The 17,351-nt window shown below is 50.9% G+C and carries 17 protein-coding genes; 2 read left to right on the top strand and 15 right to left on the bottom strand.

Annotated features, from left to right (window positions below):
- Positions 1 to 70: 70 nt before the first annotated feature.
- The 13 genes from EZV61_RS08255 to pilM form a co-directional block, all read right to left on the bottom strand.
- Positions 71 to 583: a type II secretion system protein gene (locus EZV61_RS08255; protein WP_131414967.1), complete on the bottom strand. Its 513-nt coding sequence runs from the start codon at positions 581 to 583 to the stop codon at positions 71 to 73.
- A 189-nt stretch (positions 584 to 772) separates the two neighbouring features.
- Positions 773 to 1,297 carry a type II secretion system protein gene (locus tag EZV61_RS08250; protein ID WP_130567146.1) on the bottom strand — a complete coding sequence of 175 codons (525 nt, stop codon included), beginning with the start codon at positions 1,295 to 1,297 and terminating at the stop codon, positions 773 to 775.
- Positions 1,298 to 1,327: 30 nt separating this feature from the next.
- Positions 1,328 to 1,930 carry a type II secretion system protein gene (locus tag EZV61_RS08245; protein ID WP_205695353.1) on the bottom strand — a complete coding sequence of 201 codons (603 nt, stop codon included), beginning with the start codon at positions 1,928 to 1,930 and terminating at the stop codon, positions 1,328 to 1,330.
- Between the two features lie 56 nt (positions 1,931 to 1,986).
- The gene (locus EZV61_RS08240) at positions 1,987 to 2,514 is read right to left on the bottom strand and encodes a hypothetical protein (RefSeq protein ID WP_131414965.1); all 528 of its coding nucleotides are present in this window, start codon (positions 2,512 to 2,514) and stop codon (positions 1,987 to 1,989) included.
- Position 2,515: 1 nt separating this feature from the next.
- The gene (locus EZV61_RS08235; protein ID WP_131414963.1) at positions 2,516 to 3,742 is read right to left on the bottom strand and encodes a type II secretion system F family protein; all 1,227 of its coding nucleotides are present in this window, start codon (positions 3,740 to 3,742) and stop codon (positions 2,516 to 2,518) included.
- Positions 3,743 to 3,752: 10 nt separating this feature from the next.
- Positions 3,753 to 5,501, bottom strand: a complete 1,749-nt coding sequence (locus EZV61_RS08230) for a GspE/PulE family protein (protein WP_114338112.1) — start codon at positions 5,499 to 5,501, stop codon at positions 3,753 to 3,755.
- Positions 5,501 to 6,691: a tetratricopeptide repeat protein gene (locus EZV61_RS08225; RefSeq protein ID WP_131414961.1), complete on the bottom strand. Its 1,191-nt coding sequence runs from the start codon at positions 6,689 to 6,691 to the stop codon at positions 5,501 to 5,503. Before EZV61_RS08225 ends, EZV61_RS08230 begins: the two co-directional genes overlap by 1 nt.
- On the bottom strand, positions 6,688 to 7,587 hold the full coding sequence (locus EZV61_RS08220; protein ID WP_130567152.1) for an ExeA family protein: 900 nt from the start codon (positions 7,585 to 7,587) through the stop codon (positions 6,688 to 6,690). The genes EZV61_RS08225 and EZV61_RS08220 overlap by 4 nt, the downstream gene beginning before the upstream one ends.
- A 3-nt stretch (positions 7,588 to 7,590) precedes the next feature.
- The gene (mshL, locus tag EZV61_RS08215) at positions 7,591 to 9,261 is read right to left on the bottom strand and encodes a pilus (MSHA type) biogenesis protein MshL (protein ID WP_233496463.1); all 1,671 of its coding nucleotides are present in this window, start codon (positions 9,259 to 9,261) and stop codon (positions 7,591 to 7,593) included.
- Between the two features lie 11 nt (positions 9,262 to 9,272).
- A complete protein-coding gene (locus EZV61_RS08210) occupies positions 9,273 to 9,605 on the bottom strand; it encodes an MSHA biogenesis protein MshK (RefSeq protein WP_114338109.1) in 333 nt (110 codons plus the stop codon).
- Between the two features lies 1 nt (position 9,606).
- A complete protein-coding gene (gene gspM, locus EZV61_RS08205; RefSeq protein WP_131414959.1) occupies positions 9,607 to 10,257 on the bottom strand; it encodes a type II secretion system protein GspM in 651 nt (216 codons plus the stop codon).
- The gene (locus EZV61_RS08200) at positions 10,254 to 10,847 is read right to left on the bottom strand and encodes a PilN domain-containing protein (RefSeq protein ID WP_114338107.1); all 594 of its coding nucleotides are present in this window, start codon (positions 10,845 to 10,847) and stop codon (positions 10,254 to 10,256) included. The genes gspM and EZV61_RS08200 overlap by 4 nt, the downstream gene beginning before the upstream one ends.
- Complete coding sequence (pilM, locus tag EZV61_RS08195) at positions 10,844 to 11,749, bottom strand: type IV pilus biogenesis protein PilM (RefSeq protein WP_114338106.1); 906 nt, start codon at positions 11,747 to 11,749, stop codon at positions 10,844 to 10,846. The genes EZV61_RS08200 and pilM overlap by 4 nt, the downstream gene beginning before the upstream one ends.
- A gap of 122 nt (positions 11,750 to 11,871) precedes the next feature.
- Here pilM and EZV61_RS08190 point away from each other — a divergent pair, with 122 nt between their 5' ends.
- Positions 11,872 to 12,837, top strand: coding sequence for a 1-aminocyclopropane-1-carboxylate deaminase/D-cysteine desulfhydrase (locus EZV61_RS08190; RefSeq protein ID WP_205695352.1), 966 nt, complete (start codon positions 11,872 to 11,874; stop codon positions 12,835 to 12,837).
- Here the strand turns inward: EZV61_RS08190 and EZV61_RS08185 are convergent.
- Together EZV61_RS08185 and EZV61_RS08180 are read right to left on the bottom strand one after the other, a co-directional pair.
- Positions 12,834 to 14,756, bottom strand: a complete 1,923-nt coding sequence (locus tag EZV61_RS08185; RefSeq protein WP_131414957.1) for an EAL domain-containing protein — start codon at positions 14,754 to 14,756, stop codon at positions 12,834 to 12,836. The two genes, EZV61_RS08190 and EZV61_RS08185, sit on opposite strands and share 4 nt — an antisense overlap.
- Before the next feature lie 40 nt (positions 14,757 to 14,796).
- Complete coding sequence (locus EZV61_RS08180; protein ID WP_131414955.1) at positions 14,797 to 15,993, bottom strand: EAL domain-containing response regulator; 1,197 nt, start codon at positions 15,991 to 15,993, stop codon at positions 14,797 to 14,799.
- A gap of 253 nt (positions 15,994 to 16,246) precedes the next feature.
- Here EZV61_RS08180 and EZV61_RS08175 point away from each other — a divergent pair, with 253 nt between their 5' ends.
- Positions 16,247 to 17,263: a tetratricopeptide repeat protein gene (locus EZV61_RS08175; RefSeq protein ID WP_205695351.1), complete on the top strand. Its 1,017-nt coding sequence runs from the start codon at positions 16,247 to 16,249 to the stop codon at positions 17,261 to 17,263.
- Positions 17,264 to 17,351: the final 88 nt, after the last annotated feature.

The raw sequence follows: 17,351 nt of genomic DNA, 5'->3' as shown, positions 1-17,351 counted from the left end.
TTAATGAACAACTGTCTACAGTTGCATCAATTCAGCGCTCTGTTATCTAGATATGCAACAAATGCCAGATCTAACAGCCATCACTTGCCGTCACAATCACAGGACGGTTGTCGGTATCAATCGCCTCGTTATATTCAACCTGACATTTATCTGCAAGAGTGTCTGTGCCATCGGTACCTGACAAAGTGATCACCGCATCGGCGGTCAAACTGAAATCGATGTCCCACTCTTCACCATTACTGCCATCACCAAAAATGGTCTCTAGCACCACACTTAAATCTCGCTGGGTGGCTCGAGGGTAACCATAAACCGTATTGACTTCATTATCTCCATTACAGCTGCTTGTTGGTGTGCCAGAGAGCAGCACACAAGCAAAAGGTGCGCGCTGCTTATCCTGAATCGCCGCTTTACTGTAGGTGAGTGTCGAGGCCCCTTCTAACGCAGCCTTCATCCCCTGTAGGGTTGATTTTCGGGCGTCCCCTTGCAGGTCAATAAACTTAGGCGCCGCGGTCACAGCCAAGATCCCAAGAATAATGATCACCACAACCAGTTCTATCAGAGTAAAGCCTTGCTGCCGCATCATCTAACCACCTCATAAACAAGGTTATTAACATCAGTTTAGTGGCTGAATGTAGCCCTGACACAGTTCTTTCATCGGGAAGTGACCAAGGTCACCGATTGCTAATGGAAGATGAAACCCGCACGCAGGGGGGAAGCAGCAACAAAAAAGGCGCCGAAGGCGCCTTTCATGATCTGTGACTAACTGTAAGCTTTAGCAGCCGGCAGTTTCAGTCACAATAACAGGACGACTATTCGCATCGTTTGCTTCGTTATACTCAACTTGGCATTTATCCGCATCAGTGTCGGTACCATCGGTACCCGACAGGGTAATTACCGCGTCCGCAGTCAAAGTCAAATCGATGTCCCACTCTTCACCGTTTGAGCCATCACCAAATACTGTTTCCAGTACTTTCTGTAGATCCGCGGTAGCAGCCTTTGGATAGCCATATACAACGTTCACTTCTGTTGCCGTTGCATCTGTACAAGTATCAGGATCGGCCGCTGTACCACTTAACGCCAAGCAGGCCGCAGCTTTCTTTTCGATACCACCAATAGCCGCTTTACTGTAGGTCAGCGTAGACGCCCCTTCCAAAGCCGCTTTCATGCCCTGCATGGTTGACTCTCTCGCATCGCCTTGCAGATCAATAAATTTAGGCGCGGCAGTAACTGCCAAAATCCCCAGAATAATGATCACGACGACCAGCTCAATCAGGGTAAAACCTTGTTGCTTTCTCATACTTAAAACCTCAGGAGTAGTTAACTAAGCTTAGTTATTAATATTAATGGTCACACGCCCTGTGGCCGGGAAATATTGAAAGTTGTTCCCAACGCCTGTCGTGGGATTAAGGTAGTTACCCGCCGCATTCTGCTCCATGGTCGTCACCAAATAGAAGTCACAGGTATGGTTAACACCACCACCAGACACTTCAACAAAATAACGGAATGCATTCTTGTTATTAGGATCATTTAAATCAGCCAATGTACCAGTGACAGTTGGCGGATTTTGCAGCATGCCTTCCCACACCTGAATACAGTGTGTCTCGTCAATGCCGTCATAAGTTTGGCCTGTCACATCCGCTATCGGGTAGCCCGGAGACACGCTCTCTACAATCTCTTCAGTCAGATACAGACGTACACCGTCGTACCAGATAGAGTTCTCACTGTCAGCAGTTGGGCGGCCTTCTGCTTCCCATTGCGCTCTGACTAGCGAAACACCGGTAGCAAAACCACCTGCGATCCCTTCGATATTAGCCGCCTCAGCTTCATCCGTGATATTGAGGAACTTGGGCAAGGCGGTCACTGCCAAAATACCCAGAATGATCACGACGATCACAAGTTCGATCAGTGAGAAGCCGCGTTGCTGTTTCATCATATTTACCTGTTAGTTAACAAAATTAAGGATCACTACAGCCCTAATAGTAAGAGCTAATTCAATTGTTTGCCTAGCGCTTCATCGCCATTTTGTTGGATGGCTCGTAGTTTTTCTGCCCGTTGCGATAGGGTTCCATGACGTAAATCAACATCAAAGTACACCTCCTCGCTAATCAGGTAGCGGCAATATTCTCCATGCAAACGCCGATCCACCATCGCCACGGCCGAGATCGGCCGCTGATTTATCTCCATCGGCTGTGCCAGCATCAGCCGCCATAACTCATGGCAATCATAACTGCCATAGGGAGTACGCAAATCTGGAATACCAAACTTACCCATGGTCATAAGCGTACCCTCTAATTCCAGCTGTGGCGGGCGTCCGTGGATAGTCCACTGGGTTCTTACCATGTTTAACCGCACCAGAAAATTGTTAGTGAGACGATTAAACGCAGAGTCTTCCACCTCGCGCTTGGCATCATCTTGACTGCTGAGCAACACGGTCGCCAACACCATGATCACCGCCAAAGCCGGTAAAAAATAGAACATGCGGCGTTCCGTATCCAGCTGTCGATTTTCTGGCACCTTAGCCCCCCTTCATGGCACTCATCATGTCCCACATCGGCAGGTAGATACCCAGCGCCAACAACAACACCATGCCTGCGACCACACCGATCAAAATGGGTTCAATGCGCGCTGTCAGTGTTTTCAAATCATAGTCCACTTCGCGTTCATAATACTCGGCAGCATCCAGCAATAGTTCATCGATACGTCCAGTCTCTTCCCCCACCGCAATCATCTGCATCACTAGGGGGGTAAACAGCTCTGAACTGTTGGCGGTGCGCAGCAGGCTTTCACCACGCTCAATCCCCTGCCGCATATCACGGATCTTTTGCCCCATAAATTCATTATCGACCGCATCAGCAACTAAGTTTAATGCATGGGTAAGTGGCACACCCGATTGCAACATCAACGAGAAGCTACGGGCATAACGGGCCAGCGTAGAGCGATTGATAATATCGCCCACAATCGGCATGCGCAGCTTAAACCGGTCCCAACGCCAACGCCCTTTGGGCGTATTTATCGCGTAAATCGTACCGCTCACCAATGTCACAGCGCCGAGCAATAACGCCCACCAGTACTTGACAAAGAAGTTACTCATGCCGATCAAAATCCGCGTCGGTAAGGGTAGCTGGGCACCAAACTGTTTGAACATATCAGCGAACGCTGGGATCACCATGATATTCATAATGACCAAAGCGATGACGATGGCGATCACCACAAAACTGGGATAACGCAACGCGGTTTTAATCCGTTTACGGGTTTCTATCTCCAGCTCCAAATAGCCTGAAAGCTGCTTAAACGCGTCTTCCAACCGGCCGGTGTTTTCACCCACATGGACGATCGCGACAAACAACTTACTGAAGATTTTGGGATGTTGGCTCATCGCGGTACTGATGGTACGCCCGCCCTCAAGCTCTTGTGCCACATCACTCAATGCCGCTTTCAGTGCTTTTGATGTCGATGACTGCGCCAGCCCATTGATCGCCCGTAGTATCGGTACCCCAGCCTTACTCAGAGAGAACATCTGACGAGTAAACAGCGACAGATCATCCAAGCTGACCTTGCTCGGCAACAGATCGTTGATATCAAAACTACTGCCCTCTGCAGCGCCCGCTTTCGCCTTAACCTGCAGTGGGATCACCTGGCGTTGCGATAGCAGATCAGCAGCAGCACCCGCATTCGCAGCATCAATCTGCCCCTTAACTTCGCCACCCCGGCTGTCTCGTCCTCGGTATTCGAAAGTTGGCATAGGCGTCTAGTTAACCTTCCACTGCATCGGCGGTGACCTTCACCGCCTCGGGGATATGTTCAACATGCTCTGCCAGTCTGAGTACCTCATCAACCGTAGTGATACCAGCAAACGCATAATCCAGCGCCGCTTCGGCTAACGGCTTAAAGCCCTTGCTGCGCTTCGCCGCCAGTGCAAACTGTTGTGGGTCGCTTTGGCGTAACGCCGCCATCATGGCATCGTCCAGCTCAAGTAGCTCAAACACACCGATCCGACCACGATAACCGGTATAATTACAGGACTGACACCCGACTCCTTTATGGAACACTTTGTCGGTCAGTGAGAAGCCTGACAGCCCTTCCAACCACACTTTTTCACTGTCATTTAAAGCGTGAGGCTTGCCGCAATTGTCACAGATCCGCCGCACCAAACGCTGTGCCACCACCGCCCGCAAGGCACTAGCCACTAAGTAACCAGCCGCGCCCATATCGATCAAACGCAGTGCTGAGGTCACCGCATCGTTAGTATGCAGTGTGGTTAACACCAGGTGACCGGTTAAGGCACCCCGTAAACCAATTTCAACGGTTTCATGATCCCGCATCTCCCCCACCATGATGATGTCGGGATCCTGACGTAAGGTGGTTCTCAGGATCTGAGAGAAACTCAAACCGATCTTGCTATTCACCTGTACCTGATTAATCCGTGGCAGACGGTATTCCACCGGATCTTCCACCGTAATGATCTTTTTCCCCGGTTCGTTTAATTCGCTCAACGCACCGTACAAAGTGGTGGTCTTACCGCTACCCGTCGGCCCGGTCACTAGGATCATGCCGTGAGGGCGTTTCAACTGATGGCGCAGCCGCCGCAATAGGTCATCCGGTAATCCGGTTTGTTCCATACTCAGCAGGCCAGCGGATTGATCCAGCAAACGCATCACCACCGACTCGCCATGCTGCACCGGCATGGTAGAGACACGTACATCGATGGAGTGACCACGCACCTTAATGTTAAAGCGGCCATCCTGGGGCAGGCGTTTTTCCGAAATATCCAGCCCCCCCATCAACTTAAGACGCAGCACCAAGGCCGCAGCGATACGCGACTCTTCGAGAATATTTTCCTGTAACAGGCCATCCACCCGCTGGCGGATCCGCAACGCGTTTTCATCCGGCTCTAAATGCACATCCGATGCACGTACCTGCACCGCATCTTCAAAAATAGACTGTAACAAGCGCGCGACCGTCGAGCTTTCACCCTCTTCATCGCCATCACCACCAAGGCTGAAATCTTCGGTCTGTGAGTACTCTTCGCCCAATTGGTTGGCAAATGAGGCGATCTCTGCCGTCCGCCGATAAAGTTGATCGTAAGCCTCGAGTAACTGCGCTTCCTTGACTACTGCCAGCTCAATTGGCTTGGACAACAACATCGCCAAGGCATCTTGCGCACTAAGATCTGCCGGATCGCTCATTGCCACCAACAGACTCTGCCCTTTATCCTGCACCACTAGCGCACGATGACGCCGAGCGTGTACTTCAGGGAGTAGTTGGGCAATTTTTGGATCCAGACGCAGATCCTGTAGATCGATAAATGGAATATTGAGCTGTTGTGATAAGAACTGCAGCAGCTGCTCTTCCGTCAGGTGTCCCAAATCGATAAGGGTCGCGCCCAGCTTGCGCCCACCGCTGCGCTGCGCCTGTAACGCTTGTGTCAGCTGCTCTTCGGTTATGATGGACTCATGCACCATCAAGTCACCTAACCGCATGCGTAACTTCGCTTGCGCCATTACAGCTCTCCCAATTGTTGAATTCGTTTCTTAGCATAACCGACTGCGGAGGCAGACAAATTGCGGCTTTTTAACGCTTGCTGAAATGCTGCCAGCGCGGTCTGGGTATCATTTAGCCCATCGGCGGCAATCCCCCATCCCAACCACCAGCGCCCTTGCTCTGGCTGGTATTGCGCCAATAAGCGATAGCTGCTCACCGCATCGGCATACTGTTTTAACTGTTGAGCCAAGGCACCGCGCAACGCATGAAAATCAACATCTTCAGCCGCAGGCAGTGGCCCTTGATTGAGATACGCCAACGCTTGGCGTTCATTTTTTCCTTGCTGAAAAATACGTGCCAGCATCAAGCGAAACTCTACGTTACCAGGCTGCACCTTCAGCCCTTCACTCAATATTTTCGCCGCTTTGCCTGAATTCTTTTGGCCATAATAGAGGCTTGCTAAGCGCGCTCGCGCCTTTGCCTGATCAGGCTTAATCGCCAACACTTGACGCAATAAGTCTTGGGCTCCGCTGATATCTCCCGCCTCAATGCGCTCTTCGGCTTTGCGAAATTTCGCCGCTGCCAATTCGCTTTGACTAAGACGCACCTCTTTGATCGCCATCACTTTGGGTGCTTTTGGCGGTTCGGCCACAACTGGCGCGGGTGCAACCACCGCTTTAGTCTCAGTGACAGGCTCAACTTTAGGTGCAACCACAGCAACGGCTTTGTCATCCGGCATTTTTTCGGGTTTTGCTTGTGGCTTTGCTTTCGCTACCGGTAGATCAGCTTGCGGCCGCACGGGATCGTCGGTGGGCTGTTCAATCACAAGTGGCACATTTTGTTGCGCCACCATCGACAGGCGATCCGCTGCATCGACGACGGTCAGAGGCTGTTGCGGTTCAGATTTTCCAGCAAGGTTATCGCCAGCTAACACGGGCTTCCCTTGCATCTTTGTGGACTGGATAACAGCTGTAGGCTCGGCAACCTCAGTTGCCGGGGGGCTCGGTAGTGAGAAATTGCCCGCAAATAACCACCATCCCCCTGCAAGCAAAAGCAGCACAAGCAAGAAAACAGCCGCCAACCAGCGAAAATTGAGATTTTCTGGTGGTCGTTCAACCCGTCCGCCAGACACCAACGGTGACGTCGCACTGACCGGAGCATGTTGCTCACGCTTTTCCAGATCTTTGAGCATCTGATTGATCACACTCATAACCAATCTCCGCTGCTGACACCCCAAAGCAGAGCCACGACAGAGACCGAAGCCATGCACAGCCAGCGCCACAGTCCACTGCCCATAGATGCCTCTTCCGTATCTCGAATAGCCGCCTTAACATCCTTTGCCAGCAGATAGTGGCGCCCCTGACCATAAGCGAGGATCAGCGCTTTATGCGCAAGCACATTGATCAATCGAGGGATCCCTCGGCTGCCACGATGGATCTGTTTAGCGATATTGGTCGTGATCAAATCCGCCGACTTATTCCCCGCCACCCGCAAACGATAAACGATGTATTGGTGCACTTCGCTGGCGTTCAATGGCCGCAGGTTGTAGGAAAAAGTGATACGTTGGCGCAGCTGCCGCAGTTCGTCACCTGCCAAGCGCTGATCTAGTTCAGGCTGGCCAAATAACACCACTTGCAGCAGCTTACGGCGTTCTGTTTCCAAGTTAGTAAACAGGCGTAGCGCCTCCAGACTTTCCTTGGGCAGCGCTTGTGCTTCATCCAAGATCAACACGACGGAATGCCCTTGCTGATGCAACTGCAGAAGTTTGTCTTGAATGCGTTGAGTGAGCTGTTGCTGGTCTGGTTTGCCTGTCGTCCTCACCCCGAGCTCAGTGGCGACCGCCACTCTTAACTCTTCCGGTGACAGATAAGGGTTCGGGATATAGGCGGTAACAAAATGCTCAGGTAGATCGTTAAGCAGTTTACGACAGATCAGCGTCTTACCCGTTCCGACCTCGCCCACCACTTTGATAAAACCTTCACCGGTTTTTAAAGCTGTCAGTAGCGTCGCCAGCGCTTCCTGATGCGCTGGCAGCCCATAAAAAAATTCCGTATTAGGCGTAAGGGTGAACGGCAGCTCACGCAGGCCAAAATGATAAAGGTACATACCTCAGAATTCTTTCTCCGGCTCAGGATACCAACGCTCTAACAATTCCGAGGAGCGCTCTAACTCCTTGGTGGAGCTTTCACGGGTCAGCAAGGTTGGCTTAATCAAGATAACCAACTCAGCTTTTGACGAAAACTCACGTTTATTAGTGAAGAACTCACCCATAAACGGAATATCACCTAACAGCGGCACCTTAGAGTCGGTATACCCTGTCAATGAGGTCATCAAACCACCAATGACTACCACGTCACCACTGTGCGCTTTAATCACTGTATCGGTTTCCCGAATATCGCTCACCGCCAGCGGCAGATCGATGGTGTCGCCGCCAAACACAATCACTTTGTTCTCTTCAGTCACGTCGGTGATCGATGGGTGAACGTGCAATAAAACGGTACCGTCTTCATCGATCTGCGGGGTCACATCAAGGGAGATACCGCTAAAAAACGGGGTCAGTTCGATATCAGGCGTAGTTGAGGTCGCGGTGCCAGTCACTGTGGTGGTAGACACATCAGTAACATAATACTCATCCGTCCCCACTTTAATTAGCGCCTTTTGGTTGTTGGACGCAGAGATCCGTGGACTGGACAGCACGTTCACCTCCCCTTGCGTTGAGAGCAGGGAGATAACACCACTGAAATCACTGTTCGAGAAACTAAGATTAACGATACCGCCCAAGTTGGTGGTGAGTTCGTTACCCAGCGTCGCCGCTGTATTGGTGAAGTTGAAATCGGTGCTACCTATATGGCTAACCGCTCGCTCCCAGTTGATCCCCTGCTGGAAATCATCGTTCAGCGTCACCTCTATAATTTTAGCTTCCAGCAGAACCTGTCGTTGTAACGTTTCTTCCGAACGAGCCAAGTAATCACTAACCTTGCGCAGCTCTTCAGGGTAGGCATGAACCGTCACCAAACCGGATTGCGGGCTCACAATCACCTTCCGCCCGGTGCCATCTCCTACCAGAGAATTCAAGATTGTCGTCAGCTCCGTCCAATAATCCGTTTGACTCTTCGTGTGGATGAGCGTGCCACTTAAGCCCTGGCTGTTACTGTCAGAACCGCTGGAATCACTATAGCTGTCACTGCCACCTGAACTATCACTGTTGCTATTACTGTCATCATCATCGGTCAGACGCGTGGTCAGGATGGTCGTCCGCGACTCGCCGTCACGGGTCATAAACAGGTAATCAAGGGAAAATGTTTCGGTTCGCATACCGGCGGGGAAAATATTCAGCACTTTGCCACTGCGTCGAACATCGTAGCCGTATATATCTGTCACCACATCGAGCGTTTCAGCCAGGGTGACATCTTTCAGGTGTAAGGTAATATCCCCCACCACATCAGGGTGAACAGCCACGCTGTATGAGGAGTCATCAACCAAGCTGGCAAAAAACTGTCGCGCTGGAACACCATCGGCACTGATCTCGAAACGGCGCTCCTGCAGTAACGCCTCCCCTGCCAAGGTCGGGGCGGCAGGTTGGGTCTCGGGCATCAATTCAGCCATCACATCCGCCGGCGGCGCGGTGGTTTCTATATCCGCTTGTTCATTTTGCCGGTTATTATCAATCGCTTCCTTAATGGCTTGTTTTTGCTCGGTATGGGCCAGTTTTGGCGTCGTTTCGCAGCCCAATAACAGGCCTAACCCACAAATCGCAATAACACTTCGCTTCATCAGCATGTTCACTTTTCCTATTTCGACGCCTGTTTGACCGTAGTAAACAGAGTCAACTTAACGCGCTTATCTCCGCGGATCAGTTCAACCTGATTGGCCGATATCTTCCCGACAGTGTATCCACGGATCTTCTGTCCTGTACGCAATTGCTGGCCATTAATAATGACCAAGCTTTGCTCATCTTGAAATAAAATCTGTTGCAGCTGCAAAGAGGAAGGTTTTGCAGCCTGTTGCCCACCGCCAACGGCGGCTCTCTGCTGTCCGGGTGGACGCGTCGGATCCTTCAATTCAGTGGCAGCCATCGCCAGCGATGAAGCGCAGATCAGTAAGCTAAAAAACAGTCGTTTCATCCTAGCTCCCGATAAATGTTCGGCTGGTACTGAGGGTAAACAGCTCAATCACGAGCAGGGCTTTTGGATAGCTACCCACTTGGTAATTAAAGCTCTTCCAGTAAAAACGTGTCGGCAGCCCCTCGACCTCGGCAATAAAACGCATCAAATCGAAGTAACGCCCCTCGAGCTGTAACTCAATACCATGTTGATAAAGGTTTATCTGCTGACCGGAATCATCCACCAGATCCAGCATCGGGATCGGTGTTTTAGAAGTCAGCGCCAACAGCTTCACGCCTTTGCCTTTATCCAGCACCTGTTCCAACACAGCGGCCATCCGGTAGGCTGGCACCAAATCAACGGTTTGCGTTTCTAACTGCTGGTCGAGTTTGCGAATAGCAAGCTCTGTTTCCTCAATCTCTTGCGTCAATAGCTCATTCAGATCCTTACTTAGGCGGATCTCAATATCGGCGATCTGAGTCTGGGTACGAGACTGTTCATCAAGCGCCTTGACCATATTGGCCTGAGTTTTTCGCAACTGAAGATAGGCTGGATCGACAAATAGGCTGTAGCCACCGAAAAGCACCAACACTAACCCTGAGACCAGAATGAGCACCCGTTCCCGGATGCTTAATCCATGATAGCGCGTGAGTAACTGCTGCCACTGGCTCATTCACTCTCTCCCGGTAAGCTGCTGAGAGTAAACAGCAAGCGCTGATTTTCATCCCGACTCATAGACAGCGAAGCGAACCCGGCCTTTTGCAATCTTGGCCCTTGGTGGAACCCCTGCACCCAACGGGGTACAGCTTTCGACGTGCGAGTGAAGCCGGTCAATGCCAGATTAGTTTCGCTGGCTTTTATACCACTCAACCAGACATCATCATCGTGATGCTTAGCTAGCTCCAACATCAACTGTGAGAACCCCTGATTCTTTAGCGGTTCACGGTTACTTAGCTCACGTAGTAAATGGGTTTTCACTTTATGTTCGGCGGTTACCAACTCTTTTTTCCGCACCAAGTTGCTGGATGGCTGTCGCTGTTGCAGCTGCTGGGTCAATGCCGCCAGCTGCTGATTGAGTTGTTTGTTGGTCATCTGTGTCATCGACAGTTGATATTGCGCGTCAGCCAAACGGGAATTCAACCAGATGGCACTCCCGGCAATAAACAAAATAGAGAGACACCAAAACACCAGCACAACCGGCAATGACAACGACTCTCTTTGCGGTCGCAAGGCATCAACATAAAGATTGATATGTTGCTTCATTCGTCCCCCATGCCGGCAGCGAATACCCCAGCAAAACTGAGTAACTCACCGCTGTTCAAATTGGCAGAGATCGCCACTTCAGGCTCGAAGGTGACCACGGGAATAAAGAAATTGGCAGACATTAACTCAAGGAGCAACGGGGTATTGTCACCCGGCAAAGCGACCACTATCTGTTTCACTGGCGCTTGTCTTAACTGGCTTTCAAAGTAATCCAACGAACGCTGAACTTCCAAGCTCAAATTATCAACAACACCAGCTCTTAGCTCTTCGCCAGTCATCGACACCAGCAGGTCATAGCCACGAATACGTCTTGAGAAAAACAACATCCCCTGCTTCACAATTAACAGCAGCAGCTCTTCATTTGCCTGTTGCACTAACAGCAGTTGCGCTTCGTCGGTCACTGGAAACAGTTTTGGCAACGTCAGCTCATCAACCGCGATGCCGCTTAACGGCAGCTTAGCCGCGTGTATGCCATCAACCATCGGCTTAAGCACTTGAATATCGGCACAAACCACATTGAGCTTATTCGCTCCGGCAGGCTGCACCGGCAGTTCGAAGTAATCGAGGATCATATTTTCGGGTGCGATAGGCACCAGATCTTTGATCGCCCAAGAGAGCGCTTGAGCGATCTCTGCGTCATCGACTGCTGGGCGATCAACTTGCACGATGTGATAGTAACTAGGTCCCACCACCAGCTGGCAGTCACTGGCGTTAGGGGGCAGCGCTTCGCCCGTGGCAAGCGTTTGCTCAAAAGTGATGTCTGAGCGATAACTCAAACTCTCCGCGGATATGGTATGAGGTGCTCCGGCGCGAAAGCGGCACAGAGTTAACGTATCATTGCTGACCCTAATACCGATACGTTCTCCGGACGCCTTGCGGCCAAACAAACGACCGAGCGGCATTCATATCTCCCTTGCGGCCTCTGCGGGCCTTTATCATAGGTTACAGCTTGCGCTGTATAGTTTAGGATTATCGCTTAAACGCCCCGCTTATCAATGAACTAATAGCCTAAACTGTTGTGCCTGTGGCAAAAATTGACGATGTTCACGCAAAATTAAGAGATCTAGCACAGGCTTCACCACTGATGCCGGTGCCATTACCACTGTGTCAGCGCCATGGCATCACCCTCTATTGCAAGCGCGATGATCTAATCCATGGGGAAATTTCCGGTAATAAATGGCGTAAATTAAAGTATGGCTTGCTCTACGCCGCAGAAAGGGAGCTGACGCATCTGCTCAGTTTTGGTGGCGCCTTCTCCAATCATATTGCTGCGCTGGCGGCAGCCGGTCACCACTTTGGATTTACCACCACCGGCATTATTCGCGGCGAGCCGGATGCCGCCAACCCGACACTCAAACGCGCCGCTGAGCTGGGGATGAAATTGCACTTTGTCGATCGCCAAACCTATCGGCGCAGACATGAACCGGAATACCTTGAGCAACTGCGACGCCAACATCGCAATACGCTGATTTTGCCTGAGGGCGGTAGTCATGCCTTAGCATTGCCCGGCGTTGGCGAGATCCTGACAGAGATCGATATTGAATATGACAGCTTGATCACCGCAGTTGGCTCGGGAGGTACGCTTGCAGGGCTCATTGCCGCTGATCAGGGAAAACACCAACTGCTTGGCATACCTGTGGTAAAAGACAACAGTTTGGCAGCACGTATTGAGCGGTTAGTCGCGGAGCAAGCACCACACTACCAAGCAGCGCCGAGCCACTGGCAGCTGCTGCATGGTTACAGCGCAGGGGGGTACGGAAAAGTCCCAGCAACACTGCAACAGGAGTTGATTGAACTGGCGCAACATTGCCCTATCCCGCTTGAACCTGTCTATACCGGCAAAGCGTTTTTAGCACTGATGAGTTTAATTAAAGAGGGCTATTTCCCCGCCGGTCACAAAATTATTTTTCTGCATACTGGCGGGTTACAAGGCCTAGCCGGATTGGCTTACCGCGGGCTATTTCAGATGCCCAACACTAAGCCAAATTAGCTACTTTCGGTGCACTCAGCAACCCGTTCCAGTGATTCAGAAAAGAAGTGGCCTTGGCCACCGTAGACACCAAGATTTCGCAAGGTGCGCCATTCCGCTTCGGTTTCCACACCCAGCGCAAAAATATGCACTTTTTGCTCTTCCAAACTACCGGACAAACTGCGGACAAACAGCTGATTTTCAGGCCGATTTTGGATATCTCGGACGATACTGTGGTGCAGTTTCAGGTAGTCAATCTTTAGCTTGTTGATGTAGTGACTTCCCACCACTGTCTGCCCAACCCGATCAACCAACAACTGGCAACCTGTTTGCTGAAGCTTTAGCAGAGGCGCCTGTATATCATCTTGATGGTGACTGACGTGGTATTCAGAGACTTCAATGATAATGCGATGTGCGATCGCTGGGTGGCTGTCCAACGTGGCGAGTAACCACGTCATGAACTCATCATTCATCAGTGAGTCACAGGACAAATTGATACTGCAACGCTCGGTATCGGCTTTTTCATACTCAAGTAGCTTTATCAACTGCTCGATAATAATGCGGTCAATTTTTGGCAATAGCCCGCAGCGAGACGCCATAGGCAAAAACACCCCTGCGCTCACCAGCTGGCCTTTATCATCCCGCACTCGTGTTAGCACCTCATGGTGATGGATCCGACTGGCTGAGCTGGTAACGGCACTTTGAGTAAACATGACAAAGGTACGTCGGGCAATCGCATTCTCTAAAAGAGCACGCCAACGTACCGAGCCTAAAGCATGACCTCGTTCGATCACACCGCGGTCATACATAAACCAGCAGCTTGGGCCCTGCAGTTGCGCAGCCCGTAGTGCCATATCGGCTTCTGAAAGCACCTGATAGCCTTCATCTCCCTGAGCAAACAAAGCCACACCAATATGAATAAAGCACTCGCGGTCGACAATTTCCGGTACAGCTAAGCGACGCAGACCCCGTTGCAGTTTATTGGCAAGATCTTCCACCTCTCGAGGCATCAAATTAGGCACTAATGCGGCAAAATCCGCGCTGGAACGCCGGGCTATCACGGTATCGTTGTAACCAGCCAGAAGCTGCCCGAGTATATTACTGAATTGGGAGACCAACTCGGCACTGGCTTCCTCACCCAGTTGCTCTTTAATCAGGTCAAGTTCTTGCAGTTGGATCAGATAAACCGCACCGCCATCATTGGCTTCACTATCACGCAGAACGCCATCTAAACGGTTATCAAAAAATCGGCGATTACCAAATCCCGATTCCAGATCGGTAAAAGTATTGTCGCGAATAAACTGGTCAAAACGGCTGCGCTCTTGTTGCGCTGATTTGATCTGTTGCTGCAACTGATCCAATGCCTGACTAACGGCAGCAGGCGATTCTCCCGCCTCGGCTTGCGCGGCCTGACCATTTAAGATCCCTTCGCCCCGCTGCTGCAGCAGCGCCACACCCTGCATCTGTTGCCTGCTGATGCGGCCAGCATAAAGCACTGCAAAACTACTCACCATCACAGTAACTAGCAGTGCAACCAACCACCAAAGACTGCTAAACGCACTGATAAATAAAGGTTTTAGGCCCAGTAAACCCCAGCGTTTTTGGTGGGTCGGTAAGCGTAGTCTCACCACCGAAACACCCTGCGTGGCGAGATCTTCACCAGCCGGGTACTGATAAATAGTATGTCCACTCTGCTTAACGGTCAGAAAGACTAAATCATCAATCAAGGCCAGTGCAGGCTGCAACGACTCATGGTTTGCCTCTGCTTCATTGCTCTCTGCAAAATGCGTATCCAGCAGCCCTTCGATCACCGCAACCTGGTCAGCCCGTTGCTGCGAGGCGTGCAGCAAAGCTGCCGAGGCAAACAACAGGCCAACCAAGACCGTTGATAACAGCAAGCTGCCGGTCCATGCTCGCTGTAACTTTCGGCTTAATTCCATAGGTATTCCTTTACGTTAATCAACCAGTGACTATCGATAACTAAACGGCCCATTGCTGCTGCCAGGCATCAAGATCCGCACTCATCATAGGTTCGGCGGCATAATACCCCTGACAATAGTCACAACCTAATTCTCTTAATAACTGCCAACCTGCGGCATCTTCTACCCCTTCGGCAACAGTCGACAGGCCAAGCTTTTTCGCCACATCGAGACTCGCCTCAACGATAGCCCGCAACTTTGGCTTACGTGCCGCATCACGAACAAAACTCTGATCAATTTTAAGCTCTGTAAATGGGATCTGGCCAAGCTTTTCCAATGACGAGTAGCCAGTACCAAAATCATCAATCGCCAGTTGCACACCGTTCATACGCAAGCGTGCCAACGTTTCAATCATAGGGCCTAGATCGGCCGTCAACTCACATTCGGTCAATTCGATCATGCATAGTTCAGGCGGTACCTGATAGCGCTTAAGCAAACGCATAAAACGATCGCAAAACTTGGTGTCAGTCATAGAGTTAGGCGGCAAGTTGACGGCCACCGTGACCTCTTGCCCCTGTTTGATAAATTGGCGGGATTGAGCCAGCGACGCACTTAACATCACTTCACTCAGTAACTCAATCTCTCCCGCCCGTTCGAGCAGGGGCAAAAAGAAACCAGGGGTGATCACGCCGCGCGATGGGTGGTACCAACGCACTAGACTTTCAACACCGATCCACTGCCGATTATCGAAACGCACTTTCGGCTGAAACACGGCATTAAACTCTCCCTGTTCCAACCCCTCCATCACCTCATGCAGTGCGATAGGCAGTTCGTTATCAGTTAGAGATTCAGCACTAGATTGATGAGCCAACATAGGTACCAGTTGCGAAGGTTGCACTGGCTTGGCTAAGGTACCAAAAACCTTTAAGCCATACTCGGTCGCCATCGCCTCGGCGGAATGCAGCAGCATATCGGATTCAGCGCTGACCAAAATAAGCCCGCCATGAAAACTGCGTTGGCCCAGATGGCGAATAAACTCTAGCCCATCCATGTTTGGCATCTGCAGATCACACAGAATGATATCGAACAGGATCCCCTCAGACAGCAGCTGCAAAGCTTGCTTACCATCCTCAGCCTGCCAAGATTGCTCTACTCCAAGTCGCTCCAGCAGCTGCAACAGTAGTTGCCGCGGCACAGGTTGATCTTCCACCAGCAAAATCCGCAGTTCACGGATCTTGTCTCTCTCTTCTACGGTCATCCTTTCCCCAAAAAGCAGCGCTATACTTATCAACAAGATCCTTTCAAAGGAATATGCGATGCGCGCTGTCCATCAAATGTTCATGGGTGTCATAGCTCTGCTATGTTTGGCTAGTATATCGGGCTGCAGCTCCAATACTGCCCTACATTCACAAGTTAAGCCGAAAATTCCAAATTCGCTATGGCAAGACAGCGCTTTTGTTAACCGCCCCACGATCCCTTCGCAGGCCGAAATCTTCGCGATCTCACCACAGATGCAAGACTACCTTAAATCTAAACTTAGTGGTCATAGTAAAGGAAGTCACACAAAGCTGGAGCGACTTGTCGATCTTTTACGCTCAGAAGATGAACTGATGCTCAGCTATGACAATCGAGCGACACTAACCGTTTCGGAGGCATATCAGCAACGTTTAGGTAATTGCCTGACACTCTCTTTGCTGACCCAAGCCATTGCAGATGCATGGGAGTTAGATGTGCGTTTACAGCAACCCGATTTCCCAGAGCTGTGGGAGCATAGGGACGATATCTATCTGGTTAGCCAGCACGTTAATGTAAAAATCGACATACCCAGTGCCTATGGCATTGGTGAAGCTGCCACCGACAACGCACATACCATCGACTTTAGCGGCAACCCCAGCCTTCGCTATCTGCCGCAGAAATCGTTATCAACCGAACGTGTGGTGGCGATGTTTTACAACAACCGAGCAGCTCAGGCGATAGCGAATAAAGATTTTGACAGCGCATATTGGCTAAGCAAAGCGGCACTGACTGCAGATCCAGGCTTTATCTCAGGCTACGCCACACTAGGGGTAATATATGCTCGCTCCGGCCAGCTCACACAAGCAAACCAAGCCTACCGAACAGGCTTAGCACATCAAGCCGATCATCCACTACTACTCGCCAACCTAGCCATTTTGCTAGAACGGCAAGGAGACAGCGAGGCACTGGCAGAGATCCAGCCCCGTCTGAAAAAAGTGATTGAAACCAATCCATTTCACTATCATGAGCAAGGAGAGCAGGCATTCAAGGCTGGCGAGTATCGCACAGCCCTTAGGTATTACGAGCGAGGCATTAAACTCTCTCCCTATATCCACGATCTCTATTTTGGCTTAGCCAAAAGCTACTACGCCCTTGGCCATACTCAAAAAGCGAAAAAGTATTTAGAAGTGGCGATGGAGTTAGGCAGCAGTTATGCCATACAACAAAAATACCGCCGTAAGTTGCAACAATTGGATAGCTATACGCAAACAACAGCGGCATTAACCCAGTAACCAAAGCTCTGTTACTGTCTCTGTTGGATTTGCTCTGCACTTATCGCTTGGAAACGCATTCGCTCCCATTTAAGTCGTCGCACGCTGT

This window comes from Corallincola luteus, assembly GCF_004336975.1.
Classification (GTDB): domain Bacteria; phylum Pseudomonadota; class Gammaproteobacteria; order Enterobacterales; family Neiellaceae; genus Corallincola; species Corallincola holothuriorum.
Note: the sequence above shows the minus strand (reverse complement) of the source record. Positions and strands in the feature narration are given on the sequence as shown.